Below are 25,531 nucleotides of genomic sequence, written 5' to 3' on the forward strand. Positions count from 1 at the left end.
ATTACGTTCGGCGCCCATGACGGTGTCGTCCCACAAATATTCGGATGATCGTTAACATCTATTAACACTGCGTTAACGATAGTCTTATGTGTCCTGATTGAGGTTGTACTGCCATGGTTCGTCGCACTAAAGAGGAAGCTCAGGAAACGCGCAGCCAAATTCTCGAAGCCGCCGAGCAAGCCTTTTATGAACGCGGCGTTGCACGGACGACGCTGGCGGATATCGCTGCGCTGGCCGGTGTCACGCGGGGCGCCATTTATTGGCACTTCAGTAATAAATCCGATCTGTTGCAGGCCCTGCTGGACACGCTGCATGAGCCACTGGACGAATTGGCCAGGGCCAGTGAAAGCGAGGACGAAGTCGATCCGTTGGGGTGCATGCGCAAGCTGCTGATTCATTTGTTTCATCAGGTGGCCCTGGACCCGAAAACCCGGCGCATCAATGAGATTTTGTTTCATAAGTGCGAATTCACCGATGAAATGTGCGACATGCGCCGTCAGCGCCAGACCCACAGCCTGGAATGCAACCTGCGCATCGGCCTGACACTGCGCAACGCGGTCCACCGCGGACAACTTCCGGAAAACCTAGACACCACCCGTGGCGCAGTGTGCATCCATGCCTACATCAACGGGCTGATTGGCCAGTGGCTGCTGGTACCCGACAGCTTCCAGCTACATCAGGAGGCCGAACGCTGGGTGGATGCAGGGCTCGATATGCTGCGCTTGAGCCCCAGCCTGCGCAATTGAGACAAAATGCGTAATTGCATCAGGTTGTGTCAACAGTAAAGCCTAAGGACCGTCAATCGTCCTTCTGCCTGATAGGTGGGGTGACTTTATATACGGGCTGGCGGGCGGTTGATACATAGCCGCCTAAGTATTTTGTAGGGATTTTGTTGCAAGGCTGTTAAGGAGTGTTTCCCAAGGCAACATCGTGTCAACAATGTGGGAGGGGGCTTGTCCCCGATGGCCGTGGTTCAGTCAACACATACAGTGACTGACGCACCGCCATCGGGAGCAAGCCCCCTCCCTCATTTGGTTTCGCGTGTCGGGTGATTACAGTGGCAGCGTCGGGTAATCGATGTAGCCCACCGGGCCCTGGCCGTAGAAGGTTTCCGGATGCGCTTCGTTCAACGGCGCATCGGCTTTCAGGCGTGCTGGCAGGTCCGGGTTGGCAATGAACGGCACACCCCAGGCCACGGCGTCCGCTTTGCCTTCGGCCAGCCAGGCATTGGCACTGTCCTTGGTGAAACGTTCGTTGGCGATGTACACGCCGCCAAAGGCCTTTTTCAATTGAGGACCGAGGCTGTCCGCACCTGCCTTTTCACGGGAGCAGATGAAGGCGATACCACGCTTGCCCAGCTCGCTGGCGACGTAGGTGAAGGTCTCCTTCAGGTTGTCGTCGCCCATGTCGTGGGCATCGGCGCGGGGTGCCAAATGCACACCCACACGGCCAGGGCCCCAGACCTCGATGGCCGCATCGGTCACTTCCAACAGCAGGCGTGCACGGTTTTCCAGGGAGCCACCATAGTTGTCGGTGCGCTTATTGGTGCTGCTTTGCAGGAACTGGTCGAGCAGGTAGCCGTTGGCGCCGTGGATCTCCACGCCATCAAAGCCTGCGGCCTTGGCGTTCTCGGCGCCGGTGCGGTAAGCGTCGACGATGTCGGCGATTTCAGCGGTTTCCAGGGCACGCGGCGTCGGGTAGTCGGCCAATGGGCGCACCAGGCTGACGTGACCTTTAGCCTGGATCGCGCTCGGCGCCACCGGGGTTTCGCCGTTCAGGTAGGACGCGTGGGAAATGCGGCCGACGTGCCACAGTTGCAGGAAGATCTTGCCCCCTGCGCCATGTACGGCCTTGGTGATATTGGCCCAGCCGCGCACCTGGTCGTTGGACCAGATGCCCGGCGTGTCCGGGTAGCCCACGCCCAGCGGTGTCACTGAGGTGGCTTCGCTGAGGATCAGCCCGGCGGAAGCACGTTGCACGTAGTACTCGGCCATCAGTGCGTTGGGTACGCGGCCGGCATCGGCGCGGCAGCGGGTCAGCGGTGCCATGATGATGCGGTTCGACAGCTCCAGGTCGCCCAGTTTGATCGGATCGAAAATAGTCGTCATGGGAAAACACCCTTCTCTTTGAAGTTGATCAGTGGGTCGCAGGGGCCAGGTCGGCATCGCCGCCCTGACGGAAAGTAATCAGGGTCACCAGCAGCGCCAGGATCGCCAGGGCCGCTGCCGCCAGAGGCACGCTGCTCAGGCCGAAACCGTGGGCAATCACGCTGCCGCCCACCCAGGCGCCGAGGGCATTGCCGATGTTGAAGGCGCCGATGTTCAGGGTGGATACCAGGTTCGGCGCGGCCTTGCCGAAGGTCACCACGTTGATCTGCAACGCAGGTACGGCGGCAAATGAAGCGGTGGCCCAGAGGAACAGGGTGATCTCGGTCGGGATCACGGCGACGCTGGTCCAGGTCAGCGCGGTGGACACCACCGCCATACTGATAAACACGCCGATCAGGGTGGCTGCCAGGCGTTTGTCCGCCAGCTTGCCGCCGATGATATTGCCCACGGTGAGGCCCAGGCCGATCAGCAGCAGGGTCCAGGTCACGCCTTTGGGCGACACGCCAGTGACATCGCCGAGCAGCGGCGCAACATAGGTGAAGAGGGTGAACATGGACGCGGCGAACAGGGCGGTCATGCTCAGCGACAACCAGATGCCGGCACCCTTGAGGACGGCCAGTTCGGCGCGCATGTCGAGTTTTTCTTCGTCACGCTTGGCCGGCAGGAAGCGGACCAGGCCGATCAACGCCACCACCCCAATCACCGTCACTGCCCAGAAGGTCGAGCGCCAGCCGGCTTCCTGGCCCAGCGCAGTGCCCAGTGGTACACCAAGCACGTTGGCCAGGGTCAAGCCGGTGAACATCAGGGCCACGGCCGAAGCACGCTTGTTGGCCGGCACCAGGTTGGCGGCGACCACCGAACCGATGCCGAAGAACGCACCGTGGCACAGCGCGGTGATCACACGGGCAACCATCAGCACGTTGTAGTCACTGGCCAGGGCGCAGAGCAGGTTGCCGATAATGAAGATGCCCATCAACGCTACCAGGGCCGCCTTGCGGGGCAACCTGGCGGTGGCCAGTGCCATAAATGGCGCACCGATGGCCACGCCCAGGGCATAGCCGGTGACCAGCCAGCCGGCGCCGGGAATCGACACGCCGAGGTCCGCCGCCACATCGGGCAGCAGGCCCATGATCACGAACTCGGTGGTGCCGATGGCGAAGGCGCTCAGGGCCAGGATGAGTAGCGAGAGGGGCATTATCGTTTCCTTGTTACAACGTCGCGCTGATTTCAGCGCTGAGTTCAGTGGTAAGCGCCGCGAGGAAGGCTTGGATCACTTCCTCATTGCGCTTGAAAAAGTGCCACTGCCCGGCCTTCTGGCTGCTGATCAATCCCGCCCGTTGCAAGGTGGCCAGGTGGGCCGACACGGTCGACTGGGACAAGCCGCAGCGCTGGTCGATCTGCCCGGCACAGATGCCGTATTCGTGGTTGTGCACTTGCTCGGGGAACTGCACTTTCGGGTCTTTCAGCCAGGTGAGGATGTCTCGTCGTACTGGGTGCGCCAGGGCTTTTATTATTTCGTCGAGGTCGATGGACATGGCAGGTGCTCGGTGTCGTAAAGCGTTATATCGCGATGAGGCGAACTTTAAATCGTTATATCCCGATATACCAATATGATTTTGCTCTGAGCTCAGGCTGAATCGGTATATCGGGTTATAACGATACGTTGGCGCCAGTGCTAGACTGCGCGGCATGAATTATCTCGCACATCTGCACCTGGGCGGCCAACTTCCTGCGCAACTGCTGGGCAGCCTTTACGGCGACTTTGTCAAAGGCCGCCTGCAGGGCCAGTTCAGCCCGCCAATCGAAGCGGCGATCCAGTTGCATCGCTCGATCGACCGCTTCACCGACAGCCACCCGTTGGTGGGCGAGGCGTTGTCGCGCTTCAGCCTGACCCGGCGGCGCTATGCCGGGATTGTCCTTGATGTGTTCTTCGATCACTGCCTGGCGCGGGATTGGGCGCTGTACGCCGACCAGCCCCTGGAGCACTTCACCTCGCAGGTGTACCGCGTGCTGGCGGCCGAACCGCAGTTGCCGGGGCGGCTGGCGCAGATAGCGCCGTATATGGCCGCGGATGACTGGTTGGGGTCGTACCGCGAGTTTGCGGTGATGGAGCAGGTGTTGCGCGGGATTTCGAGACGGCTCACACAACCCCAGGAATTAAGGTTTGCGATGCAGGAATTGCGTGAGTTGTATGAGCCGTTGAGTGAAGACTTCCGGATCTTCTACCCCGAACTGCAAGCCTTCGCGCATAACCACCTGACAACACAAAGCTAAATGTGGGAGGGGGCTTGCCCCCGATAGCAGACTTCCAGTCAGCTTATCTATAGCTGACCCACCGCTATCGGGGGCAAGCCCCCTCCCACATTTGGAGCAGTGTCTAGCTCATATCACGCGGCAAAGGCTGGTCGCGCCGCTACTTGTTCAGTCTCCGGCACCGGCCCAAACAACGCTTTCTGCACCGCCTGCTGCGCCTGGAATGCCAGCGCCGCACGTTCCTGCCCGGCGCAGGCAATCGGCTTGAGCACATGGATTTCCACGTCGCCCTGGTCATTGCCGAACAGGCGCATCAGGTGCGAGAGCAAATCGTCATCGCCAATAAACGGTGCCAGCGGGTCGATCTGCCCATTGCGCAGATAACGGATGGCCACCGGTTGCAGCGACACGTCCGCGTCAATCGCACTGGCCAGCAAGCGCCCGTGGAAGGTGCGCAGGCTGCGGCCGTCGGTGGTGGTGCCTTCGGGGAACATCAGCAGCGGGTGCTGTTGTTCCAGATGGCGGGTCATCTGCTTGCGGATCAATTGGCTGTCACCCGAACCGCGACGGATAAACAAGCTACCGGCCTTCGCCGCCAACCAGCCGGCCACCGGCCAGGTGCGCACTTCGGCCTTGGACAAAAACGACATCGGCGCCACTGCGCCCAGTAACGGAATATCGGTCCAGGACACGTGGTTGCTCACCCATAGCATGGGCTGGGTCGGCAACTCGCCGTGCACTGTCACGCGAAAGGGCAGGGCGTTGGTCAGCCGCGCCATGAAGAACCGCGACCAGCGCTGGCGCCGCACCATCGAGTTGGCCACGCCCAAGCGTTCGAACACACCAAACACACTGGCCATGCTCAAGCCCAGCGCCACTACCACCAGCACCCGGGCGATGCGCCCGTACACGCGCAGGCGGCTCATCACATGGCCGCCTTGAAGTGGCGCGCATAGCGCGGGCATAGCTCATCGCGCTTAAGCAGGATGAACACGTCGGCGACCTGGAAATCCTCATCCCAGCACGGTTCGCCGCAGATCTTCGCACCCAGGCGCATATAGGCCTTGAGCAGTGGCGGCATCTCGGCGATTACGTTGGTCGGCAGGTCCAGCGCCGGCAGCGGTTTTTTCGGTTCGGCGCGCAGGTGTTCGTTGCACAGGTAACGTTCGCGCAGGCGCTGCATGATCGCGTGGGCCTGGATGCCGCCGTCGTGCATCGGGATGCTCGCGCAGCCCATCAGATAGCTGTAGCCGCCCTGGTTGAGCACTTCGGCCAACTCGCCCCACAACACGGCGATGGTGCCGCCGTTGCGGTAGGCCGGGTCGACGCAGGTGCGGCCGATTTCCAGGATCGGGCCCTGCAGATGCAGCAGGCCATGCAGGCTGAATTCTTCTTCGCTGTAGAACCGGCCCAGGGTGCTGGCGGCCTGGTGGTCGAGCAAACGAGTGGTGGCGACGAGTCGACCGCTGTTCAAGTCCCGCACGCCGATGTGGCTGCAGTGAACATCATAGTCATCCATGTCCAGGCCGTGTTCCGCGCCTTTCAGCTTGGCGTTGAACTCGCCGCTGAAGACGTTGAAACGCAGGGCCTGGGCTTCCTGCAAAGCCTTGGCGCCAACCAGGCGTTCGGCTTGCAGACGGCGTTCATTGCCGGTGTCGCTGATGCGGGCGATCTGAGTCATGGCGAATCTCCGAGTGCCAGCCACGTTTCGGCCGGTCGACTTTGTTGTCCAAAGTCAGGCTATGTAGCCCCGGTGTCATCTCCATGAAGTTATGGTGACGCTTGGATGACAGGACCTCTGTAGCAAATCTGTCATTGCCCTCGGCTAGGCTCGCGGGCTTGAATGCCCCCTTGAGTCTGTGTCCATGGTCAAAGGCCTGTTGTGCGTTGCCCTGCTGTTCGTCACCGTTACCGCCTGCGCTGAAACCTGGCCTGACAAGGACTGGGCCAAGGGCACGCCACTCGCAGGGCCCGCCGTCGAAGCCCTTGACGCCTATGCATTCCCGCCCCGTGACGACACTGCCCGCCAAGGCATTCGCACCGACGCGCTGCTGGTGATCCGCGACGGTGTGGTCATCTATGAACGCTACGCCGCACCGACCACGGCCAGCACGCCGCACCTGACCTGGTCCATCAGCAAAAGCCTGATGGCCACGGTGCTCGGCGTGGCCTACGGCGAAAACCGTTTCAAACTGACCGACCCCGCAGCACGCTTTTACCCGCCGATGAAACAGCACCCCAAGGTGACCATGGCCGACCTGCTGCACTGGGCTTCGGGCCTGGACTGGCAGGAAGACTATGAATACGCGCCGCTGAAGTCCTCGGTGGTGGCGATGCTTTACACCCGTGGCCGCGCCGATATGGCCGAGTTCGCCGCCAGCACTGAGTCCTTCAGCGCACCGGGCCAGGCCTTTCGTTATTCCAGCGGCGACAGCAATATCCTGTCCGCCGCGCTCAAGGGCATGCTCGGCCACAAGGCGTACATGAGTTACCCCTGGGACGCGCTGTTCAAGCCGCTGGGCATTCACAACGCCACCTGGGAAACCGATGCCGACGAAACCTTTGTCGCCTCGTCCTATGCGTTCCTCACCGCGCGTGACCTGGCGCGTGTCGGCCTGCTGATGGCCCGCGACGGGCGCTGGGGGGATCAACAATTGCTGCCCAAAGACTGGGTGGCGTTCAACCGCCAACCCTTCGACAAATACACCGCCGGCCAGGACGAAGCCGTCCCCGGTGGCCAATGGTGGCTCAACCAGGGCGCCTCGAGACCCTGGCCCGATGCCCCCGCCGACACCTTCGCCGCCCTCGGTCATTGGGGACAGGCGCTGTACGTGATGCCCGACGAACACCTGGTGATTGTGCGCTATGGCGATGATCGCGACGGCAGCTACCGCCACAACGAACTGCTCAAACGCGTGCTTGCGGCGGTGCAACCATGATCCGTCGTCGGCCGTTCACCAGCCTGTTTCTCGTGCTGCTGCTTGCCCTGTCTGGTTGGGTTTGGCACGAGCGCGTCAACCTGCAAGCCTTCCCCGATATCATCGCGGCGTATACCGCCAAGGAGTACTGCTCGTGCCGGTATGTGGCGAACAATCCAGCTGACTATTGCCGGGGTTATGTGAAACAGTACGTGCCCACCAGTGGGTTCAGCGATAACCCGGAGCGTAGCGAAGTGACGGCGAGTGGCTTGGGGCGTACGCACAGCGCGCGGTGGTTGGGGGATCGGCAGGGCTGTCGTCTGAATCCCTGACACAGCGCAAGCCACCCCCCACATTGGATTTGCGCCGTTCGTGACATTGCGCTTAAGGTTCGTGCAGGTTTTTCGCCCCACGAGTCCTTAATGTTCAACGCGTCTGTTATCAAACCCCTGGCCTTCGCCCTGCTGGCCGCTGCCGCGGTGCCCGCCCATGCCGACTGGTACCTGGACAACGAGTCCTCGCGCCTGTCGTTCGTTACCACCAAAAACACCGAGATCGCTGAAGTCCATCGCTTCCTGGTGCTGCACGGCAAGGTCGACAGCAAGGGCGCGGCGCAATTGGAAGTGGAGCTCGAGTCGGTCAACAGCGGCATCCCGCTGCGCGACGAGCGCATGCGCAACCAGCTGTTCGAGATCAAGACCTTCCCCGAGGCGCTGATCAGCGCACAGATCAACCTGCAACCCATCAATGACCTGGCGCCTGGCGCGCAACTGGAACTGCGCTTGCCCCTGAGCGTCACCCTGCATGGCAAGACCCAGACCTACAGCGCCGAGTTGTTGGCCACGCGCCTGGATGACCGGCGTTTCCAGGTGGTGACCCTGGAGCCGGTGGTGTTGCATGCGGAGGATTTCGACCTGGCGCCGGGGGTGGCGATGTTGCGCAAAGCAGCCGGTCTCAAGTCGATCAGTTTGTCGGTGCCGGTGGGTGCGGTACTGATCTTTACGGCGCGCTGATATGAGCGGCGCAGTGTTCCCGTGGCGCAGCGCCAACCGTTTCGAGTTGTTGATCGACGGCCCGCAATTTTTTCCGCAGATGCTGGTGGGCATTGCCCGGGCCGAGCGGCAAGTGGAGTTGGAATTGTATCTGGTGGAGGCTGGCGCCTGCGCCGAAGCGATGGTGCAGGCGCTGGTGCTGGCCGCCGAGCGCGGCGTGCGGGTGCGTTGCCTGTTTGATGACTACGGTAGCCTGGCATTTACCCTGGGGCTGCGTAAGTGCCTGACCGACGTCGGTGTGGAATTGCGTTTCTACAATCGCCTGAGCTGGCGCCGCTGGATGCGCAACCTGTATCGCGACCACCGCAAGCTGTTGCTGATCGATCAGGAAATCGCCGTGGTCGGCGGCACGGGCGTCACCGATGAATTCTGGACGCCGGGGCAAGACACCGCCGATTGGCATGAGGTGATGGTGCAGGTCCACGGCCCGCTGGTGCTGGACTGGCAGGCGCTGTTCGAACGGCAATGGCATGCCAATGTCGCGCGCCGTGCGTGGAAGCCCGCCACCCATTTCGGTTTGCCGCGTTTGCCCAAGGTGCCGGCGACGGGGCCAGGCCTGGGCCGAGTGGCCTATGCAGACGCCCGACAGCACCGCGATATCCTGCAATCGTTGATCCGCGCGCTGAACAGCAGCCAGCAACGTATCTGGTTTGCCACGCCGTATTTTTTGCCCACCTGGGGCGTGCGCCGCGCATTACGTCGGGCCGCAGGGCGTGGGGTGGATGTGCGTTTGCTGCTCACCGGCCCGCGCACCGATCACCCCTCCGTGCGCTACGCCGGGCACCGTTATTACCCGCGCTTGCTGCGCGCAGGCGTGCAGATCTTTGAATACCAGCCGTGCTTTTTGCACCTGAAGATGGCGCTGGTGGACGATTGGGTGAGTGTTGGCTCGTGCAACTTCGATCACTGGAATCTGCGCTTCAACCTGGAAGCCAACCTGGAAGCGTTGGACCCCGGGCTGACGCAGGCGGTGGCGGCGAGCTTTACCGCGGATTTTGCCCAGAGCCTGGTGGTCAGCCTGGAAGCGTGGAAGGCGCGGCCGTTGTGGCGGCGGGTGAAGCAGCGGGTGTGGGGGTGGATTGATCGGTTGGTGGTGAACCTTCTGGATCGACGCGGCTAGCAAGAACACTGAGGCCAAATGTGGGAAGGAGCAAGCCCCTCCCACATTTTTTGACCGCGTCAGGCGTTAGAGCAGTTCGAAGGTCTGCTGCTGCACATCCTGGGAATCCAGCCCGATCTGTACATTGAACTCCCCCGGCTCGGCGGCGAACTTGAGCTGGGTATTGTAGAACTTCAAGTCGTCCTCGGTGATGGTGAAGTGCAAGGTGCGCTCTTCGCCAGCCTTGAGCATGACCTTCTGGAAGTTCTTCAGCTCCTTGATCGGACGGATCATCGAACCTGCCACGTCCTGGATATACAGCTGAACCACGGTTTCGCCATCGACCTTGCCGGTGTTTTTCAGCGTGACGCTGGCGTCGAGCTTACCGGTCTTGTTCAGGGTGGTGGACGACAGCGCCATGTCCGACAGGCTGAACGTGGTGTAGCTCAGGCCATAGCCAAACGGAAACAGCGGCCCGGTGGTGTCATCGAAGTACTGTGAGGTGTAGTTGCCCGGCTTGCCCGGGGTGAATGGCCGGCCGATGGTCAGGTGGTTGTAGTAGGTCGGAATCTGCCCCACGGAGCGTGGGAAGGTGATCGGCAGCTTGCCCGATGGGTTGTAGTCACCGAACAGCACGTCGGCGATGGCGTTGCCGCCTTCGGTACCGGCGAACCAGGTTTCCAGGATGGCGTCGGCTTGTTGTTTCTCTTCCAGGATCGACAGCGGGCGGCCGTTCATCAGCACCAGTACCAGCGGTTTGCCGGTGGCTTTCAGGGCCTTGATCAGGTCGCGCTGGCTTTGCGGGATATTCAGGTCGGTGCGGCTGGAGGATTCGTGGGACATGCCACGGGATTCACCCACGGCGGCCACCACCACGTCGGCATCCTTGGCGGCCTTGACCGCTTCATCGATCATCACCTGGGCCGGGCGGGTGTCATCCACCACTTCCGGGGCATCGAAGTTGAGGAAGTTGAGGTAGTCGACCACCGCCTTGTCGTTGGTGATGTTGGCGCCACGGGCGTAGATGATCTTGCCTTTTTCGCCGATGACCGCGTTCATTCCGTCGAGCAGCGTGACCGATTGCTCCGGCTTGCCGGCCGCCGCCCAACTGCCCATCATGTCGATCGGGGCCTTGGCCAGTGGGCCCACGAGCGCGATGGTCGCGGACTTTTTCAGCGGCAGGGCGTCGTTCTGGTTCTTCAGCAGCACCAGGCTGCGGCGCGCCACATCACGGGCCTCGGCACGGTGCAGACGGCTCTCTGCGTAGGTGTCGGCCGGGTCATCCTCGGCCTTGCCGATGCGCAGGTACGGGTCTTTGAACAGGCCCATGTCGTACTTGGCAGCGAGCACTTCACGCACGGCGTTGTCGATGTCGCTCTGTTCGATCTCGCCGGACTTGAGCAGCCCCGGCAGTTCCTTGCCGTACAGCGAGTCGTTCATGCTCATGTCGATGCCGGCCTTGATCGCCAGCTTGGCGGCTTCACGCCCGTCCTTGGCCACGCCGTGCTTGATCAGCTCGAAGATCGCCCCGTGGTCGCTGACGGCCAGGCCCTTGAAGCCCCAGTCCTTGCGCAGCAGGTCGTTCATCAGCCAGGTGTTGGCGGTGGCGGGCACGCCATTGATCGAGTTCAGCGCCACCATCACGCCGCCGGAACCGGCCTTGATCGCCGCGTGGTATGGCGGCAGGTAGTCCTGGTACATCTTGACCGGGCTCATGTCGACCACGTTGTAGTCACGTCCGCCTTCCACTGCGCCGTACAGGGCGAAGTGCTTGACGCTGGCCATGATGCTGTCGGCATTCGCGGGGCTGGCGCCCTGGAAGGCCTTGACCATCACTTCGGCAATCCGCGAGACCAGATAGGTGTCTTCACCGAAACCTTCGGACGTGCGACCCCAGCGCGGGTCGCGGGAGATATCGACCATCGGTGCAAAGGTGATGTCGAGGCTGTCGGCGGCGGCTTCCCGGGCGGCGATACGCCCGGAGCGGCCGATGGCGTCCATGTCCCAGCTGGAGGCCAGGGCCAGGCTGATCGGGAAGATCGTACGGTGGCCGTGGATCACGTCATAGGCGAAGAACATCGGGATCTTCAAGCGGCTGCGCATGGCCGCGTCCTGCATCGGACGGTTTTCCGGGCGGGTGATGGAATTGAACGTGCCACCGATGCGGCCGGCGGCGATTTCCTTGCGGATCAGCTCACGGGGCATTTCCGGGCCGATGCTGATCAGGCGCAATTGGCCGATCTTTTCGTCCAGGGTCATCTGCTTGAGCAGGTCGTTGACGAAAGCGTCCTTGTCCTTAAGCGCAGCAGGCTTTGTTTCTGCCCAGACGGGGTGGGTGGCCAGCGTGGCAACAAGGCCGAGCAAACACAGCTTCTTCATGAATATCCTTTTTCGGCTCACTGCACAGCGCTTGGGCTGATCGGCCAAAATGTGGGGAGCGTCTATTGTTGTTCGGGTGTTGTTCAGATAAATGCAGCACACTCTGAACTCTTTATCGCGCTGGGCATCTTTGTAGCTGATTGGCTCGATGCATTCCAGTGGTGGCGGATTATGCCCCAAGCGTGTGGTTTTTAGGGTTAGTCGTCATATTCCATCCAGTTTGGGCAGGAGAAACACCATGCAAGCAGCACAACATTCCCGCTGGGGCCTCAAGGCCGCGGCTTTGCTATTGATCAGCACAGTATTGAGCGGCTGCGGCATCAATAACATCCCGACCCTGGACGAACAGGCCAAGGCGGCCTGGGGCCAGGTGCAGAACCAGTACCAACGCCGCGCCGACCTGATCCCCAACCTGGTGGAAGTGGTCAAGGGTTACGCGGCCCATGAGCAGGACACCCTGACCGCCGTGATCGAGGCGCGGGCCAAGGCCACCTCGATCCAGGTGGATGCCAGCACCCTGGACAACCCGGAAAAACTCAAGCAGTTCCAGCAGGCCCAGGACGGTTTGAGCGGTGCCCTCAGCCGCTTGATGGTGGTCTCCGAGCGCTACCCGGACCTGAAGGCCAACCAGAACTTCCTGGCCCTGCAATCCCAGCTTGAAGGCACCGAAAACCGCATCTCCGTGGCCCGTCGCGATTTCATCCAGGCCGTGCAGGCGTACAACACCGAGATCCGCACCTTCCCTGGCCGCCTGTGGCACAGCGTGATGTACAGCGACCTGCCGATCCGCGCCACCTTTGAAGCCACCAGTGCCGATGCCGATAAAGCGCCGCAAGTGAAGTTCAAATAAGGCTGCACTGAGGTGTCGATGCGTTTATTACGGATAGGCCTGGCGCTATGGATGCTGGCATGCGTGGGTGTGGCCCAGGCGGCGCTGACGTTCCCGGCGTTGAGCGGACGGGTGGTGGACACCGCCCAGATGATCGACCCGGCCACGCGCGAGCACATCACCCAGCAGTTGCAGGCGCTGGAGCAGACCCGTGGCGACCAGATCGTGGTGGTCACGGTGCCCGACCTGCAGGGCGTGCCCATCGAGGACTACGGTTACCAGTTGGGTCGCCAGTGGGGCATCGGCCAGAAGGGCAAGGACAACGGCGCGTTGCTGATCGTCGCCCGTGACGAGCGCACGTTGCGCATCGAAGTCGGCTATGGCCTCGAGGGCGTGCTTACCGATGCGCAGTCCTGGGTGATCATCAACCAGGTGATTGCCCCCAAGTTCAAGGCCGGCAATTTCAGCCAGGGCATCAGCGACGGCGTGGCGGCGATGGTACAGGTGGTCGGCGGTGAACCGCTGGCGGTGCCGGCGCATGTGGCGGATGCCAACTTTGCCAAGGATAATCCCGGCTTTTCCATCGGCCTGTTCATCCTGCTGATCGGCGTGTTGTGGCTGTGCAATCGCATGGGCCTGCCGGTGGGCGCGATCCTTTTGGCGATCCTCAGCAGCAGTGGACGCGGCGGCGGTGGCGGGGGAGGTGGCGGCGGTTTCCGAGGCGGCGGTGGTGGCTTCGGCGGCGGCGGCGCGTCGGGCGGCTGGTAATGACAATAACTAGAAAAGAGCATCTACAACCATGGCATTACTGACTGAACACGAGCAGCGCCAAGTCGCCGAAGCGATTGCCCGGGTCGAAAAAACCACCGACGCCGAACTGGTCACCGTGCTGGCGGCCAGCGCCGACGATTACGCCTACATCCCCCTGCTGTGGGCCAGCCTGATCGCCTTGGTGGTGCCGGGCGTGGTGCATTACCTGTCGGGCTACCTGACCATGTACACCTTGCTGCTGGCGCAGTGGGCGACGTTCATCGTGTTGTGCCTGCTGTTTCGCCTGCCCAAGGTGACCACTCGCCTGATCCCGCGCTCGGTACGCCATTGGCGCGCCTCCAACCTGGCGCGCCGGCAGTTCCTGGAGCAGAACCTGCACCACACCCTGGGCAGCACCGGGGTGCTGATTTTTGTCAGCGAGGCGGAACGTTATGTGGAGATCCTGGTGGACGAAGGTATTTCCAAGCGCCTGGATAACAGCAGTTGGGATGCCATCGTCAAGGCGTTTACCCAGCAGGTGAAACAGGGGCAGACGCTGGCTGGGTTTATTGCCTGCATCGAAGCGTGTGGTGAATTATTGAAGGTGCATGTGCCGGTGACGCACGCCCGGAATGAACTGCCAAATCGCCTGGTCGTACTCGAATAGAACATCCAACACCGGAGATCAAATGTGGGAGGGGGCAGTACCGTTGATCAAATAACCCCGTGCCCTGAACCCCCATCCCCCCTAAAATGCCCGGCATTCCCTGCCCGAGGCGTTTTTGTTCATGTCTGTCACCGTTCAACCTGCCAGCCCCGCGCCGGATCATCACGCCCAGTTCATCGAACTGTTGAGCACAAGCCTTGCGCAGAACGCCTTCATCAAGCTGGTGCTGGCCAAATACGTCGGCGACGAAGCCGAGTTGCAGCGGCTGATCATCAAGGCGGTGACCGTCAAGGAGCAGCCGTGCCTGTCCTTCGTCTACCGCTACAAGACCCGCGACATCACCAAGAACTTGGCACTGGCCGACGGCGTGGCGGCGATTGCCGCGTTGCTGCCGGGCTCGTTCAAGAACGCGCACTTGCTGTCGCTGACCGACGAAGCCCAGTTGGAATACAGCAAGAAGAACAAAAGCTCGCTGTTCAGGAGCAAGCCTCAGCAACTGCGCGAGGCGCCATCGGCCGAGCATAACCGTGAGAAGCATCGCTTCCTCGACCTGAGCCGGCCGTTCCTCGCCGACCTGGGCGTGACCGACGCCAAGCAGGCGCTGATCCCGTCGATGTCGCGCAAGTGGAAGCAGATCAACAAATTCATCGAAGTGTTCAGCCATGCGCTGACCTCCTCACCGCTGAAGCTGGACCAACCGGTGCGCGTCGCCGATTTCGGTTCGGGCAAGGGCTACCTCACGTTTGCGATCCACGACTACCTGCGCAACACCCTCAAGGCCGAAGGCGAAGTCACCGGCGTCGAGTTGCGCGAAGACATGGTGACCTTGTGCAACAGCGCAGCGGCCCGCCTGGAGCACCCGGGGCTGGTGTTCAAATGTGGTGATGTGCGCAGCGTGGCGCCCAGCCAGCTGGACGTGATGATCGCCCTGCATGCCTGTGACATCGCCACCGATTACGCGATCCACACCGGCATCCGCTCCGGCGCGTCGATCATCATGTGCTCACCGTGCTGCCACAAGCAGATTCGCCTGCAGATCCAGAGCCCGGCGCTGCTCAAGCCGATGCTGCAATACGGCCTGCACCTGGGCCAGCAGGCGGAAATGGTCACCGACAGCTTGCGGGCATTGTTCCTCGAAGCCTGCGGCTACGAGACCAAGGTGTTCGAGTTCATCTCCCTGGAGCACACCAACAAGAACAAGATGATCCTGGCGGTCAAGCGTGCGGAGCCGGTGGACAACGCGCAGTTGCTGGAGAGAATCCAGGAGTTGAAGGCGTTCTACCACATCACCGAACACTGCCTGGAAACCCTGCTGCGCGCGGATGGCTACCTTAAATAGGGGCTCACGCCGACTTAGCGATCGGCGCAGCCTGCACTGCGGTCTTGCGCCCGAGCATCACCGTGACGATGACCCCACAGGCAAACACCCAGGTAATCGGCTCGATATGTTCACCGAAGAACAGCGCCGAAAACGCGATGGTGAAGAAGATCTGCAACAGCTGAATCTGGCTGACCCGCGCAATGCCGCCCATGGCCAGGCCGGCGTACCAGGCGAAGAAGCCCAGGAACTGCGAGAACAGCGACACATAGCCGAACGCCCACCAGGCGCGCATCGAGACCGCGCCTTGGTGCTGCGCCGCCAGGTACCACACCGGGCCGATCAACACCGGCGTGGACAGTACCAGCGCCCAGCAGATCACCTGCCAGCCGCCCATCTCCTTGGCCAACCGGCCACCTTCGGCATAGCCCAGGCCACCCACGGCTATCGCGCCGAGCATCAATAAATCGCCGGCCTGGATACTGCCGGCGCCGGTGATCAATGCATAACTCAACACCAACCCGCTGCCCAGCGCCGCGCAGGCCCAGAAGGCTTTCGACGGCCGCTCATGGGACAGCCATGCTGCATACAGCGCCACGCACAGCGGTTGCAGGCCATTGACCAGTGCGCCATGGGACGCCGGCAAGGTTTGCATGGCCCACGCCGACAGCACCGGGAAGCCCAGAATCACCCCCGCAATGACCAGGCACAAACCCCGCACCTGGCGCCAGGTCGGCCAGCGCTCACGGCGCCACAGCAACAGCGCCGCCGCCGGGACCGCCGCGAACAAGGCACGGCCCAGGCCGTTGAGCAACGGGTGGATCTCCTGCACCACGATACGGGTGAAGGGCAGGGTCAGGCTGAAGATGATGACACCCAGCAGGCCGAGGGCCATGCCGGTGTTTTCGCGCGAGCTCATGGGCGGGATCCGAAATCCAGAGGGCTTCAAGGGAAGCCCATCTAGCCACAACCCCCGCCGATTACGGGCCTACAGCTGGGTGCGGATTTATCCGTACAGTTTTCAGAAGAAGCGCGTGATGCTGATCTTGGCGTCGCGCCCCTTGGTGTAGGCACGGTCGCCGCTCAGGGCCGGACGGAAGTTGTTGTTGAACATATTGTCCAGGGTGAAGTTGACCTCAGTGCCCTTGAGGTACGCCTGCTGTGGCTTCCATTTGGCGAACAGGCCCTGGGTGTTGTAGCGCTTGTTGCCATACTGGTCGTAGAACAAGTCGCCGACGCTGGAGCCCGGGCCGCCCGAATATTTGTCGCTGGGCAGGCGGTCGGTGGCGCCGATGAATTGCCCCGTCCAACCGACCTGGGCGTCCCAGGCCGGGATGTTGGTCCCTAACACCAGTACCCATTTGGTCGGCGGAATATCGCGTGCCGATACATCCGGCCCCCATGGGTTGGTGTAGGCCCCTTCGTGTTGGCCGGTGGCGTAGGCGTACGATACCGAGCCGAACAGGTAGGTGGAGTTATAGAACGACTCGACCTCGAAGCCCTTGATGGTCAGGCCGCCGATATTGCGATAGTTGGACATCGCCCCCGGCGGGCAGGCCGTGGAAATACTGCCGCCGTTGATGGCCTGGTTCTGGCAGCCCACACCGGTAGCCTTGAAGATTTCGTCCTCGACTTTGTTGTGGAACAGGGTCGTGCGTATTTGCAGGTTGTCATCCTGGGCGATCAGGTTATCGAAGCTGGTGATGTTACCCACGGTGATCGAGGTGATGCGCTCCGGGTCGAGGTCGACGCTGGTGGCGGTGCGGCTGCCCAGGCCTTGCACTTCGTACTGCTCGTCGATCACCGGTGCGCGCCAGGTCTGGCTCCAGTTGGCAAACAGCCCGACATGGGGGTTACCGTCCAGAACAGCGCCAGGCGCGGCGACCAGCCGGTGTAGGTCCGGTCGCTGTAGTCGTGGCCGACGGCCGGGTCGGGGTTGCTGTAGTACGGTGCATCGTTTGCCTCGCCGCGGTTGCGCACGTGGTCGTAGCGCAGCGATGGGGTAACGGTCACGTCCCCCAGGGTCACCGCGTCCTGGATGAAGAAGCTGTTGGTATCGACCTTGCCATGCGGCATGAAGCCCGGTTGGAAATGCCCGTAGTTGTAGCGTGGGGTGTTGTAGGTGGCGCCGGGCATCCACATCTCGGTTTCGCGGGTGTGCTTGCGAATTTGGCCGCCGAGGGTCACTGCGTGTTGCAAGGGACCCGTGTCAAACAGGCTGACGTTACGGATGTCGAGGTTCTTGTCGGTGTAGGCCGTGTCCATCTTGCGCCCGCCGGTGGCCAGCTGGAAAAACGCCGTGGCATCGCGCTCGTCGGTCTGGTCGGTGTTGGACTGGGAATATTTGACGGTCAGGTCCACCAGCGGGTTGTCCAGGGGCTGGTACTCATACTTGCCCGACCACGTGGTGTCGACGGTGTCGCGGTGGGCTAAAAAACGTTTGAGTGCCCCTTCATAGCCGTAGCGGTCAATGTTGGCCTGAGTCGGTGGCGTGGGGTAGCTGGCGGCGGAGAACGGTGTCCAGCGGTTGCTGTGGGACCGTGAGTAGGACAGGCCGACGCTGTGTTCATCGGTGAAGTGCGCATTGACCTTGAACAGCTTGCCGTCCACATCCTGGGCCGTATTGGGCAGGCGTTGGGGGTTGATCGGGTACTGGTTGTTTTCGTTGGGCAGCTTGGCGGCCACCTTCATGTCGTCACCGTCGCGTTTTGTCAGGTAGGCCAGCGCATCGAAACGACCATCGTCGGTGCGGCCATACACGGCGCTGCTGTAGATCTGTTCGTGGTCGTTGCTGGAATAACCGTACTTGAGCATCGCACCGCTGTTGCGACCGTCCTTGAGCAGGTCCGGGGCATCCTTGGTGGTCATGTTCACCGTACCGCCAAAGCCGCCGTTCCCGCTGAACGGCGAGTTGGGGCCTTTCTCCACTTCGATGCTCTTGATCAACTCCGGCTCGATAAACACGGTGCCTTGCTGGTAGCGCTCGAAACCGCTTTTGGTCGCGCCATCGACGGTCAGCGGCACGTCTTCGGCATCGCCGAAGCCACGGATGTTGATGGTCTGACCGCCGGGTTTCAGTGAGCCACCCTGGCTCACGCCGGGCAGGGTCTGCAACAGGCTGGGGATGTTATTGGCCTGGTAGCGATCGATATCCGCCTGGCTCAGGGTGGAGCGGCCGACGGTGCTGGAGTCGACCTGATTGCCGGTGCCGATCACGCTCAGGGTGTCCAGCTGGATCGCGCCGCTCTGGGTGGTCTTGGCCTCTTCGGGCTTTACCACGTATGTGCTGCCGACCTTGATCAGGGTGAACTCACCGTTTTTCAGCAGGCTGCGAATCGCAACTTCCGGTGTGAAGTCACCGTTGAGCGCCGGCGCCTGCACGTTCTTGAGCAGCTCCTCATCGAACAACAGCTGGATCTTCGCCTGCTGCGCTACTTGGCTCAGGGACGTGGCCAGCGCCTGGGCGGGCAGTTGCACGGTGAATGACTCAGCCTGGGCGCCGAGGCTGAACGCCAGGCAGGTGGCGATAAGGGTCGGTCGAAGATACAGGTGCGAAGCGTGGCAAGGCGCGCGAAACATGGAATCCCCCGGAGCGGCCAAATGGCCAAAAAGGTGTGCTGATCAGATACAGACCGGAGGAAGACGGGGCAGGCAAAAAAATCCACACCTGCGAATGCAAAATATTCTCAAATAAGAATTTCGCAGATTACTTGCTCGGTTCAATCCGCACGATGCCATCGGCCGAGACCACGGTTTTCACCGGCAACAGGGCGGGCAGGGCGTTAAGCAGGGCATCCGGATCATTCACGTCCAGATTGCCCGAGACTTTCAGGTGCGCTACCGCGTTGCTGACCTGCAACGGTGCCTGCGGGCGATACAGGCTCAGTTCATCGATCAGGCTGGCCAGTTCACGGTTGCGGAACGACAAGTGCCCGCTGCGCCAATCGGCGACTTCTTCGGCCGCGAGGGTTTGCTGTTGCAAGGTGCCCTTGGCGTAGCTGTAGATGGCGCGTTGCTGGGCGCCGAGCAGAGAGACGGGGCTTGTGGCGGACGGCTCGAAAGCAACCTGGCCGTGGGCGACGCTGACCACCAGTTGCTGCTGGCTGCGGCGCACATCGAAGCCGGTGCCGACCACCCGCACACTGGCCTCGCCGGCTTGAACGAACAGCGGCCGCTCTTTGTCGGCTGCCACTTCGATATACACTTGGCCCTTGTCCAGGTGCACGATGCGCTGGTGGGCGCTGAAGTCCACGCGCAGGCGGGTGTTGGCATTCACCGACAGGGTGCTGCCATCGGGCAGGTTCAGGGTGCGCATGCCCTTGGCATGGGCCGCCACCTGGCTGTGATACAGCTCGCGGGGCGCACCGATGTGGGGGGCCAATACGGCGCACAGCACGGCGGCGGCTACGGCCAGGGCCGGGCGCAATACCGATGCTTTGCGCTTGGGCAGCGCCACGGGTTTGTTGAGTTGCTGCAACTGGGCCAGGTCGGCCCACAGTTGCTCGAATTCGGCATAGGCGCGGGCATGGGCGGGCGTGGCCTGCCAGGCGGCAAAGGCCTTGCGATCGGCACGGCCTGTGTCGTGACGGTTGCGCGCAAACCAACTGGCGGCTTGGGCATCAATGGCGTCACTGGCTTCGATATCCAGGCCGTCGGTGTCGCTCAGGCGGTTCATTCTGGCTGCTCCGTGCCGGGGTCGTTTTGAAGGCGTCGCTTGCAATGCAGCAGGGCAAAAGCGATGTGCTTTTCCACCATGCTCGTCGAAATACCCATGCGCTCGGCGATCTGCGCCTGGCTCAGGCCTTCGAAGCGGTGCAGCATAAGGGCTTCTCGCCGGCGGGGCGATAGTTCGGCGAGGACTTCTTTCAACTGTTCCAGGCGTTGCAGGCGCTGGGCGGCGGCCATGGGGTCGTTTTGCTCGTCGGTGATCGGTTCCGCGTCCCTGTCGGCCTGATCTGGGTGGACGGTCTGCCGTACCTTCTGTTTGCGCCAGTGATCACGCAGCAGGTTGCGTGCCATCTGGAACAAAAATGCCCGTGGCTGCTCGACCTTGGCCCGGTCGCGGTAGTCCAGCCACTGGGTAAAGACGTCCTGAGTCATGTCCGCCGCGTCGCTGGCGTTGTCCGTGCGTCTGCGCAGGAAATACAGAATATCTGCATAGAACCCGCGAAAGGCATCGGCCGACACCGGGTCGGGCTTGGGACGAGACATGGATATCCTTCTTGACGAAGCACGACGTGGAAAAGTCGTGAATGATATCGAGAACTATTGTCATTTGTCTCTATTTTAGACGGGCCCGGATTAAAATATGGGGAGGAGGCAAACCCCTCCCACATAAGGTCGCAGTTTTACCGCAGCAAGGTCTTCAGTTGTTCGATCCCTGCTTCACCCAATGGAAACACAGGCAAACGAGGATCGCCCGCCTCCAACCCGGTCAGGCGCAGCCCGGCCTTGATCGTCGCCGGCAACCCGCCCTTGAGGATGAACTCCAGCAACGGCAACTGCCGATAAAACAGCTCGCGCGCCTTGTCCAGGTCATTGGCCAGCACCGCCGCATACAACGCCAGGTTCAGGTGCGGGATCAGGTTGGGCGCCGCCGTGCACCAACCCTTGGCTCCGGCCGCAAAGGCTTCCAGGGCCAGCGGGTTGCAGCCGTTGTAGAACGGCACGTCGCTGTAGCGCCGCAGTTGATGCATGCGTTGAACGTCCCCGGTGCTCTCCTTGACCATCGTCACGTTTGCCACCTGCTTGACGATACGCAGGATCAGATCCACCGACATGTCCGTACCGCTGGTGGCCGGGTTGTTGTAGAGCATGATCGGCACGCCGATGCTGTCGCCGATCGCAGCGTAGTGGGCGAGGATTTCCGCCTCGCTGAGCTTCCAATACGAGGCTGGCAGCACCATCACCACATCCGCGCCATTGGCTTCGGCGTAGCGGGCGCGGCGCACGGCCTTGGCGGTGGTCAGGTCGGAAACGCTGACCACCGTGGGCACGCGCCGGGCGATTTTTGCCAGGCTGTAGGCGCTGACTTCGTCCCACTCGGCATCGCTCAAATACGCACCTTCACCGGTGCTGCCCAGAGGCGCGATGGCGTGCACGCCGCTGTCGATCAAACGGTCGATGGAACGACCGAGGGCGTCGAGGTCGATGCGCTGGCCGTCAGCGCTGAACGGGGTGATGGTGTAGCCGATGATGCCGTGAATCGTTGGGCTGGACATGGAAAGTCTCCGGTGGAAAAAGGGCGGGTCAGTTCAGGCAATCGGCGTGCTGGCGCAGGTTCTGCCGCACGTAGTAATTGAACGCGGCGCCGTGGCGCTTGGGTCGGGAAATCCAGGAATGGGCTTCGCGCCCCAGTTGCGGCAGGATCGGCTTGATCGCACCGGCTGCCATGGCGAGCAACTGCAACTTGGCCGCGCGTTCGATCAACTGCGCGATCACGCAGGCTTCCTCGACACTCGCTCCGGTCGACAACTGGCCGTGGTGCGACAGCAGGATCGCGCGCTTGTCGCCCAGGGCCTCGGTGATGATTTCCCCCTCTTCATTGCCCACCGGCACACCCGGCCAGGCCTCCAGGAACGCGCAGTCTTCGTACAATGGGCAAAGGTCCATGTGGGACACCTGCAACGGCACTTCCAACATCGACAGTGCAGCGATATGGGTCGGGTGCGTATGAATAATGCAATTCACATCCGGTCGCCCGCGGTACACCCAGCTGTGAAAGCGGTTGGCCGGGTTGGGGATGCCGTGACCTTCCAGCACCTCAAGATCCTCGTTTACCAGCAACAGGTTGCTGGCCGTGATTTCATCAAAACCCAGGCCCAGTTGCTGGGTGTAGTAGGTACCCTGTTCAGGCCCGCGCGCGGTGATCTGCCCGGCGAGGCCGGAGTCGTGGCCGTGTTCGAACAGGATTCGGCAAGTGAGCGCCAGCTTTTGCCGGACGGTCCACGTATTATCCGCCAGGGTGTTTTGCATCTGGACCAGCGCTTGCTTGACCAGTTGGTCTTTGGGGAGTGCTAATGTCTTGGCCATATCGGTGTCCTTTGGGTGGTTCAATGGACGTCGGATTTGCTGGTCTCCCGCTGCTCGCAAGGTCGTTGGGTGAGGCAAATGACACTAATGATGCTATATGACACAAAGTGTCATTGGCAAGCGCAGCTTATCGCTTCTGCATGGATTAACCGCAGCACATGTCTATCCGTTTGAAATTATTGAGGAAAAAACTTGGCGTGACCTTGGAGGCCCTGGCTGAAAAATCCGGGATGACCAAGAGTTACCTGTCCAAGGTCGAGCGCGGACTCAACACGCCGTCGATTGCCGCTGCGCTGAAACTGGCCAAGGCGTTGAACGTGAAGGTCGAAGAGCTGTTCAGCGAAGACCGCGTCAGCCTCGACAGCTACAGCCTGGTGCGCAGCCATGAGCGGCCCGACACCGCGCCGGGTTACGCAGTGCTGGCCCATCAGGTCAGTGAGCGCAGCTTGTTGCCGTTCATCATCTACCCGCCGGCGCAATTCTCCGACAAAACCTTCAAGGAGCACCTTGGAGAGGAGTTCCTGTTCGTGCATGAAGGGGCGGTAGAAGTGGATTTCATGAACGAACGGGTGATTCTGGAGCGCGGCGATGCGCTGCATTTCAATGCCCAGAAGCCGCATCGCCTGCGTTCGGTAGGCCCTGTGCAGGCGCAGCTATTGGTGGTTGTACACAGCTCGCAAGAATGACCGCGCTGACGGTTTGAAATGCGATCGGTATGGGCGGGAGCAAGTCCCTCCCACCGGTGGCTCAACGTTCGACAGGTATCGACAGGGCCGGATCACCCAACGGATGCGTGCGCGCGGCAAAAAACTTCAACTGCACGCCACTGCCATCAAACAACTGCGAATACCGCCGCTTCTGCTGGCGAATAAACCCGTCGCTGCGGCCCGATACCGAGATCGCCAGGGTTGCGGGCCGGGCCTGGCGAATTGCATCCACCACGTGTTGATCCTGCGTTCCCAGGTCATGGCCAAAGATGCACAGCGCGCCCTCATGGCTCAGCAACTGTTCATAGCAGAACGACAGGTAATCCGAGCTGCGGATGGTCTTGAGCTTCTCTTGCACCGTGCCTTCGTTGATAAACAACGGCACATCGTCCAGGGTCTTGATCGTGTTGTTGATCGCAAAGCTGCTGAGCAAGGTGCTGTCGGTGCTCGGCAATTTGCGTGCGGTGCCGTCAAGGTTGCGCACCAGGTGCAGGCCGCCGTGCAGGTAGAGGATGCGCGTGGTATCGGTGTGGGTGTTGCGCAGGTCGAAGCCCGAGTCGGCGCTGCGGAACAGGTCGTCGATGCCCGGCGTGTGCAGGATCGCCCAATAGTTGAGCAGATCGTAATTGGTGGTGAATACGCTGGCGTAGTTCGCCAGTTCGCGGTTGATCGTCGCCAGCGTCGACGGCTGCACCAGCCGCCACGGAATGTGCACGGCGTGGATGGTATTGATCAGCGCTTCCTTGATCGCATAGTAGCGATTACGCGGTGCCGCCGAGCTGACCGCCAGGGCCTTGTTGACTCGGCTGGTGGTTTTCAATGCCCCCAGGGTCTGCTCGAAGCTGCGGGTCTGCAGGGCGTCGAACACGCTGAGCTCGGATGGGCCCAGGGGTTTTTCTTCGACGGTGCGTGCGTTTTCGAACAGCGAGTCGTAGGCAAAGTCTTCCCAAATCGTGCGGCTCGCGCCATTGCCGATCAGAATCCCACTGAAGGCGGTGCTGCTGCGCAGGGCGCTCCAATCTTCAAGGTGGGCGTCAATATCCTGGAAATCCTTCATTGCTGTGGGTCTACTCGAAATCGGCTGGATGGCGACTTTATCACGAGCCGGCGTTGATCCTGGTCAAGATGCCGCAGGCAGGTGAGGTTGATGCTGTAGGCATACACGTCATCCGAGGATTCGCCATGAGCAGCACCTTCTTCATTCCCGCCGTCAACATCATGGGCACCGACTGCCTCGACGAAGCCATGAATGCCATTCGCAACTACGGTTTTCGCAAAGCGCTGATCGTCACCGACGCGGGCCTGGCCAAGGCGGGCGTGGCCAGCATGATCGCCGAGAAGTTGGCGATGCAGGACATCGATTCGGTGATCTACGACGGCGCCAAGCCCAACCCCAATGTGGAAAACGTCGAGAAAGGCCTGGCGTTGCTGCAGCAGAGCGCCTGCGATTTCGTGGTGTCCCTGGGCGGCGGTTCGCCCCATGACTGTGCCAAGGGCATCACCCTGTGCGCCACCAACGGCGGGCATATCAGCGACTACGAAGGCGTCGACCAATCCAGCAAGCCGCAGATGCCCCTGGTGGCGATCAACACCACCGCCGGCACCGCCAGCGAGATGACCCGTTTCTGCATCATCACCGACGAAACCCGCCACGTGAAAATGGCCATCGTCGACCGCAACGTCACGCCGCTGCTGTCGGTCAACGACCCGAGCCTGATGGTCGGCATGCCCAAGGGCCTCACCGCCGCCACCGGCATGGACGCCCTGACCCACGCCATCGAAGCCTACGTGTCCACGGCGGCCACCCCGATCACCGACGCCTGCGCGATCAAGGCCATCGAACTGATCAGCGCCAACCTGCGCCTGGCCGTACGCGACGGCAGCGACAAGGCCGCGCGGGAAAACATGGCCTATGCCCAGTTCCTCGCAGGCATGGCGTTCAACAATGCCTCCCTGGGTTTCGTGCATGCCATGGCCCACCAACTCGGCGGTCTCTACGACCTGCCTCACGGCGTGTGCAACGCGGTGCTGCTGCCCCATGTGCAAAGCTTCAATGCCAGCGTCAGTGCCAAGCGCTTGAGCGATGTCGGCCGCGCGCTGGGTGTCGACGCCAAGGGCACCACTGACGAAGAGGGCGCCCAAGCCGCCATCGCCGCCATTCGCAGCCTGTCCCAGGACGTTGAAATCCCTGCCGGCCTGCGCGAACTGGGTGCCAAGTTGCAGGACATTCCGCTGCTGGCCACCAATGCATTGAAGGACGCGTGCGGGCTGACCAACCCACGGCGCGCCGATCAGCGTCAGATTGAGGAGATCTTTCGTAGCGCGTTCTGACGGCGCAGCCTCAAGCTGCAAGCGTTAAGCTACAAGCTGTTAAGGTGCGAGTCTCGCACTGCATTCAACTTGAGCATGAAGCTTGCGG

General features: G+C 61.7%; 24 protein-coding genes and 1 pseudogene. 12 read left to right on the forward strand and 13 right to left on the reverse strand.

All coding sequences use genetic code 11. The annotated features are described in order from the left end of the window. The first annotated feature begins 113 nt into the window (after window positions 1–113). Window positions 114–746 (forward strand): TetR family transcriptional regulator, encoded by a 633-nt coding sequence (locus tag NIBR502773_RS22435; protein WP_027604391.1) that lies wholly within the window; start codon window positions 114–116, stop codon window positions 744–746. 306 nt (window positions 747–1,052) lie between these two features. Here NIBR502773_RS22435 and NIBR502773_RS22440 read toward each other — a convergent pair whose 3' ends face one another. From NIBR502773_RS22440 to NIBR502773_RS22450, 3 genes are read right to left on the reverse strand one after another with little or no spacing between them, the layout of a single operon-like run. Further along, window positions 1,053–2,108, reverse strand: a complete 1,056-nt coding sequence (locus NIBR502773_RS22440) for an alkene reductase (protein WP_027604390.1) — start codon at window positions 2,106–2,108, stop codon at window positions 1,053–1,055. Window positions 2,109–2,136: 28 nt separating this feature from the next. Beyond that, window positions 2,137–3,303 (reverse strand): MFS transporter, encoded by a 1,167-nt coding sequence (locus NIBR502773_RS22445; RefSeq protein ID WP_141156965.1) that lies wholly within the window; start codon window positions 3,301–3,303, stop codon window positions 2,137–2,139. Between the two features lie 13 nt (window positions 3,304–3,316). Beyond that, entirely contained in the window at window positions 3,317–3,643 is a 327-nt protein-coding gene (locus NIBR502773_RS22450) for a helix-turn-helix transcriptional regulator (RefSeq protein ID WP_027604388.1), read from the reverse strand. A gap of 154 nt (window positions 3,644–3,797) precedes the next feature. Between NIBR502773_RS22450 and NIBR502773_RS22455 the strand changes: the two genes are divergently transcribed. Further along, window positions 3,798–4,382 (forward strand): ACP phosphodiesterase, encoded by a 585-nt coding sequence (locus tag NIBR502773_RS22455; RefSeq protein WP_141156966.1) that lies wholly within the window; start codon window positions 3,798–3,800, stop codon window positions 4,380–4,382. A 113-nt stretch (window positions 4,383–4,495) separates the two neighbouring features. Here the strand turns inward: NIBR502773_RS22455 and NIBR502773_RS22460 are convergent, their stop codons facing one another. Further along, window positions 4,496–5,287, reverse strand: coding sequence for a lysophospholipid acyltransferase family protein (locus NIBR502773_RS22460; RefSeq protein WP_092487788.1), 792 nt, complete (start codon window positions 5,285–5,287; stop codon window positions 4,496–4,498). Further along, entirely contained in the window at window positions 5,287–6,042 is a 756-nt protein-coding gene (gene olsB, locus NIBR502773_RS22465; protein ID WP_027604385.1) for an L-ornithine N(alpha)-acyltransferase, read from the reverse strand. Before olsB ends, NIBR502773_RS22460 begins: the two co-directional genes overlap by 1 nt. Window positions 6,043–6,226: 184 nt before the next feature. Between olsB and NIBR502773_RS22470 the strand changes: the two genes are divergently transcribed. From NIBR502773_RS22470 to NIBR502773_RS22485, 4 genes are all read left to right on the forward strand, one after another. After that, a complete protein-coding gene (locus tag NIBR502773_RS22470) occupies window positions 6,227–7,300 on the forward strand; it encodes a serine hydrolase (protein WP_141156967.1) in 1,074 nt (357 codons plus the stop codon). Continuing rightward, the gene (locus NIBR502773_RS22475) at window positions 7,297–7,611 is read left to right on the forward strand and encodes an amidase (RefSeq protein WP_141156968.1); all 315 of its coding nucleotides are present in this window, start codon (window positions 7,297–7,299) and stop codon (window positions 7,609–7,611) included. Before NIBR502773_RS22470 ends, NIBR502773_RS22475 begins: the two co-directional genes overlap by 4 nt. A 90-nt stretch (window positions 7,612–7,701) precedes the next feature. After that, on the forward strand, window positions 7,702–8,292 hold the full coding sequence (locus tag NIBR502773_RS22480) for a YceI family protein (RefSeq protein ID WP_065938842.1): 591 nt from the start codon (window positions 7,702–7,704) through the stop codon (window positions 8,290–8,292). A 1-nt stretch (window position 8,293) separates the two neighbouring features. Continuing rightward, window positions 8,294–9,451: a phosphatidylserine/phosphatidylglycerophosphate/cardiolipin synthase family protein gene (locus NIBR502773_RS22485; protein WP_141156969.1), complete on the forward strand. Its 1,158-nt coding sequence runs from the start codon at window positions 8,294–8,296 to the stop codon at window positions 9,449–9,451. A 66-nt stretch (window positions 9,452–9,517) separates the two neighbouring features. Here NIBR502773_RS22485 and bglX read toward each other — a convergent pair whose 3' ends face one another. Then, entirely contained in the window at window positions 9,518–11,809 is a 2,292-nt protein-coding gene (gene bglX, locus NIBR502773_RS22490; RefSeq protein WP_141156970.1) for a beta-glucosidase BglX, read from the reverse strand. A gap of 238 nt (window positions 11,810–12,047) precedes the next feature. Here bglX and NIBR502773_RS22495 point away from each other — a divergent pair, with 238 nt between their 5' ends. The 4 genes from NIBR502773_RS22495 (at window position 12,048) to NIBR502773_RS22510 (ending at window position 15,394) form a co-directional block, all read left to right on the forward strand. Further along, entirely contained in the window at window positions 12,048–12,659 is a 612-nt protein-coding gene (locus NIBR502773_RS22495; protein ID WP_141156971.1) for a LemA family protein, read from the forward strand. Between the two features lie 18 nt (window positions 12,660–12,677). Then, entirely contained in the window at window positions 12,678–13,406 is a 729-nt protein-coding gene (locus NIBR502773_RS31170; RefSeq protein ID WP_065947342.1) for a YgcG family protein, read from the forward strand. A gap of 31 nt (window positions 13,407–13,437) precedes the next feature. After that, a complete protein-coding gene (locus tag NIBR502773_RS22505; RefSeq protein WP_115485822.1) occupies window positions 13,438–14,055 on the forward strand; it encodes a TPM domain-containing protein in 618 nt (205 codons plus the stop codon). Window positions 14,056–14,176: 121 nt separating this feature from the next. After that, the gene (locus tag NIBR502773_RS22510; protein WP_141156972.1) at window positions 14,177–15,394 is read left to right on the forward strand and encodes an SAM-dependent methyltransferase; all 1,218 of its coding nucleotides are present in this window, start codon (window positions 14,177–14,179) and stop codon (window positions 15,392–15,394) included. Window positions 15,395–15,398: 4 nt separating this feature from the next. Here NIBR502773_RS22510 and NIBR502773_RS22515 read toward each other — a convergent pair whose 3' ends face one another. The 6 genes and pseudogenes from NIBR502773_RS22515 to NIBR502773_RS22540 all read right to left on the reverse strand — a co-directional run bounded on the left by NIBR502773_RS22515 (window position 15,399) and on the right by NIBR502773_RS22540 (window position 22,405). Then, window positions 15,399–16,292, reverse strand: a complete 894-nt coding sequence (locus tag NIBR502773_RS22515; protein ID WP_092487809.1) for a DMT family transporter — start codon at window positions 16,290–16,292, stop codon at window positions 15,399–15,401. Between the two features lie 102 nt (window positions 16,293–16,394). Then, window positions 16,395–18,952 (reverse strand): annotated as a pseudogene (locus NIBR502773_RS22520) (TonB-dependent hemoglobin/transferrin/lactoferrin family receptor). A 127-nt stretch (window positions 18,953–19,079) separates the two neighbouring features. Next, window positions 19,080–20,048 (reverse strand): FecR domain-containing protein, encoded by a 969-nt coding sequence (locus tag NIBR502773_RS22525; protein WP_141156973.1) that lies wholly within the window; start codon window positions 20,046–20,048, stop codon window positions 19,080–19,082. Continuing rightward, window positions 20,045–20,584, reverse strand: coding sequence for an RNA polymerase sigma factor (locus NIBR502773_RS22530; protein WP_027604372.1), 540 nt, complete (start codon window positions 20,582–20,584; stop codon window positions 20,045–20,047). The genes NIBR502773_RS22525 and NIBR502773_RS22530 overlap by 4 nt, the downstream gene beginning before the upstream one ends. A 137-nt stretch (window positions 20,585–20,721) precedes the next feature. Continuing rightward, window positions 20,722–21,594, reverse strand: a complete 873-nt coding sequence (locus NIBR502773_RS22535; RefSeq protein WP_141156974.1) for a dihydrodipicolinate synthase family protein — start codon at window positions 21,592–21,594, stop codon at window positions 20,722–20,724. Window positions 21,595–21,622: 28 nt separating this feature from the next. Continuing rightward, on the reverse strand, window positions 21,623–22,405 hold the full coding sequence (locus tag NIBR502773_RS22540) for an aldolase (protein WP_141156975.1): 783 nt from the start codon (window positions 22,403–22,405) through the stop codon (window positions 21,623–21,625). Between the two features lie 158 nt (window positions 22,406–22,563). Between NIBR502773_RS22540 and NIBR502773_RS22545 the strand changes: the two genes are divergently transcribed. After that, the gene (locus tag NIBR502773_RS22545) at window positions 22,564–23,091 is read left to right on the forward strand and encodes a helix-turn-helix domain-containing protein (RefSeq protein WP_027604369.1); all 528 of its coding nucleotides are present in this window, start codon (window positions 22,564–22,566) and stop codon (window positions 23,089–23,091) included. 61 nt (window positions 23,092–23,152) lie between these two features. Here NIBR502773_RS22545 and NIBR502773_RS22550 read toward each other — a convergent pair whose 3' ends face one another. Next, window positions 23,153–24,169, reverse strand: coding sequence for a DUF4917 family protein (locus NIBR502773_RS22550; protein WP_141156976.1), 1,017 nt, complete (start codon window positions 24,167–24,169; stop codon window positions 23,153–23,155). Between the two features lie 125 nt (window positions 24,170–24,294). Here NIBR502773_RS22550 and yiaY point away from each other — a divergent pair, with 125 nt between their 5' ends. After that, window positions 24,295–25,443 (forward strand): L-threonine dehydrogenase, encoded by a 1,149-nt coding sequence (gene yiaY, locus NIBR502773_RS22555; RefSeq protein WP_141156977.1) that lies wholly within the window; start codon window positions 24,295–24,297, stop codon window positions 25,441–25,443. Window positions 25,444–25,531 lie beyond the last annotated feature (88 nt).

It is taken from the genome of Pseudomonas sp. NIBRBAC000502773, from assembly GCF_006517195.1.
GTDB classification, from domain to species: domain Bacteria; phylum Pseudomonadota; class Gammaproteobacteria; order Pseudomonadales; family Pseudomonadaceae; genus Aquipseudomonas; species Aquipseudomonas marginalis.

Coding starts and splice junctions, on each gene's coding strand:
- NIBR502773_RS22475 (WP_141156968.1), top strand. CDS start 7,297: ATGATCCGTCGTCGGCCGTTCACCAGCCTGTTTCTCGTGCTGCTGCTT.
- NIBR502773_RS22510 (WP_141156972.1), top strand. CDS start 14,177: ATGTCTGTCACCGTTCAACCTGCCAGCCCCGCGCCGGATCATCACGCC.
- NIBR502773_RS22495 (WP_141156971.1), top strand. CDS start 12,048: ATGCAAGCAGCACAACATTCCCGCTGGGGCCTCAAGGCCGCGGCTTTG.
- NIBR502773_RS22540 (WP_141156975.1), bottom strand. CDS start 22,405: ATGGCCAAGACATTAGCACTCCCCAAAGACCAACTGGTCAAGCAAGCG.
- NIBR502773_RS22530 (WP_027604372.1), bottom strand. CDS start 20,584: ATGTCTCGTCCCAAGCCCGACCCGGTGTCGGCCGATGCCTTTCGCGGG.
- NIBR502773_RS22505 (WP_115485822.1), top strand. CDS start 13,438: ATGGCATTACTGACTGAACACGAGCAGCGCCAAGTCGCCGAAGCGATT.
- NIBR502773_RS22535 (WP_141156974.1), bottom strand. CDS start 21,594: ATGTCCAGCCCAACGATTCACGGCATCATCGGCTACACCATCACCCCG.
- NIBR502773_RS22460 (WP_092487788.1), bottom strand. CDS start 5,287: ATGAGCCGCCTGCGCGTGTACGGGCGCATCGCCCGGGTGCTGGTGGTA.
- NIBR502773_RS22440 (WP_027604390.1), bottom strand. CDS start 2,108: ATGACGACTATTTTCGATCCGATCAAACTGGGCGACCTGGAGCTGTCG.
- NIBR502773_RS22545 (WP_027604369.1), top strand. CDS start 22,564: ATGTCTATCCGTTTGAAATTATTGAGGAAAAAACTTGGCGTGACCTTG.
- NIBR502773_RS22525 (WP_141156973.1), bottom strand. CDS start 20,048: ATGAACCGCCTGAGCGACACCGACGGCCTGGATATCGAAGCCAGTGAC.
- NIBR502773_RS22445 (WP_141156965.1), bottom strand. CDS start 3,303: ATGCCCCTCTCGCTACTCATCCTGGCCCTGAGCGCCTTCGCCATCGGC.
- yiaY (WP_141156977.1), top strand. CDS start 24,295: ATGAGCAGCACCTTCTTCATTCCCGCCGTCAACATCATGGGCACCGAC.
- NIBR502773_RS22480 (WP_065938842.1), top strand. CDS start 7,702: ATGTTCAACGCGTCTGTTATCAAACCCCTGGCCTTCGCCCTGCTGGCC.
- NIBR502773_RS22550 (WP_141156976.1), bottom strand. CDS start 24,169: ATGAAGGATTTCCAGGATATTGACGCCCACCTTGAAGATTGGAGCGCC.
- olsB (WP_027604385.1), bottom strand. CDS start 6,042: ATGACTCAGATCGCCCGCATCAGCGACACCGGCAATGAACGCCGTCTG.
- NIBR502773_RS22435 (WP_027604391.1), top strand. CDS start 114: ATGGTTCGTCGCACTAAAGAGGAAGCTCAGGAAACGCGCAGCCAAATT.
- NIBR502773_RS31170 (WP_065947342.1), top strand. CDS start 12,678: ATGCGTTTATTACGGATAGGCCTGGCGCTATGGATGCTGGCATGCGTG.
- NIBR502773_RS22485 (WP_141156969.1), top strand. CDS start 8,294: ATGAGCGGCGCAGTGTTCCCGTGGCGCAGCGCCAACCGTTTCGAGTTG.
- NIBR502773_RS22515 (WP_092487809.1), bottom strand. CDS start 16,292: ATGAGCTCGCGCGAAAACACCGGCATGGCCCTCGGCCTGCTGGGTGTC.
- NIBR502773_RS22450 (WP_027604388.1), bottom strand. CDS start 3,643: ATGTCCATCGACCTCGACGAAATAATAAAAGCCCTGGCGCACCCAGTA.
- NIBR502773_RS22470 (WP_141156967.1), top strand. CDS start 6,227: ATGGTCAAAGGCCTGTTGTGCGTTGCCCTGCTGTTCGTCACCGTTACC.
- bglX (WP_141156970.1), bottom strand. CDS start 11,809: ATGAAGAAGCTGTGTTTGCTCGGCCTTGTTGCCACGCTGGCCACCCAC.
- NIBR502773_RS22455 (WP_141156966.1), top strand. CDS start 3,798: ATGAATTATCTCGCACATCTGCACCTGGGCGGCCAACTTCCTGCGCAA.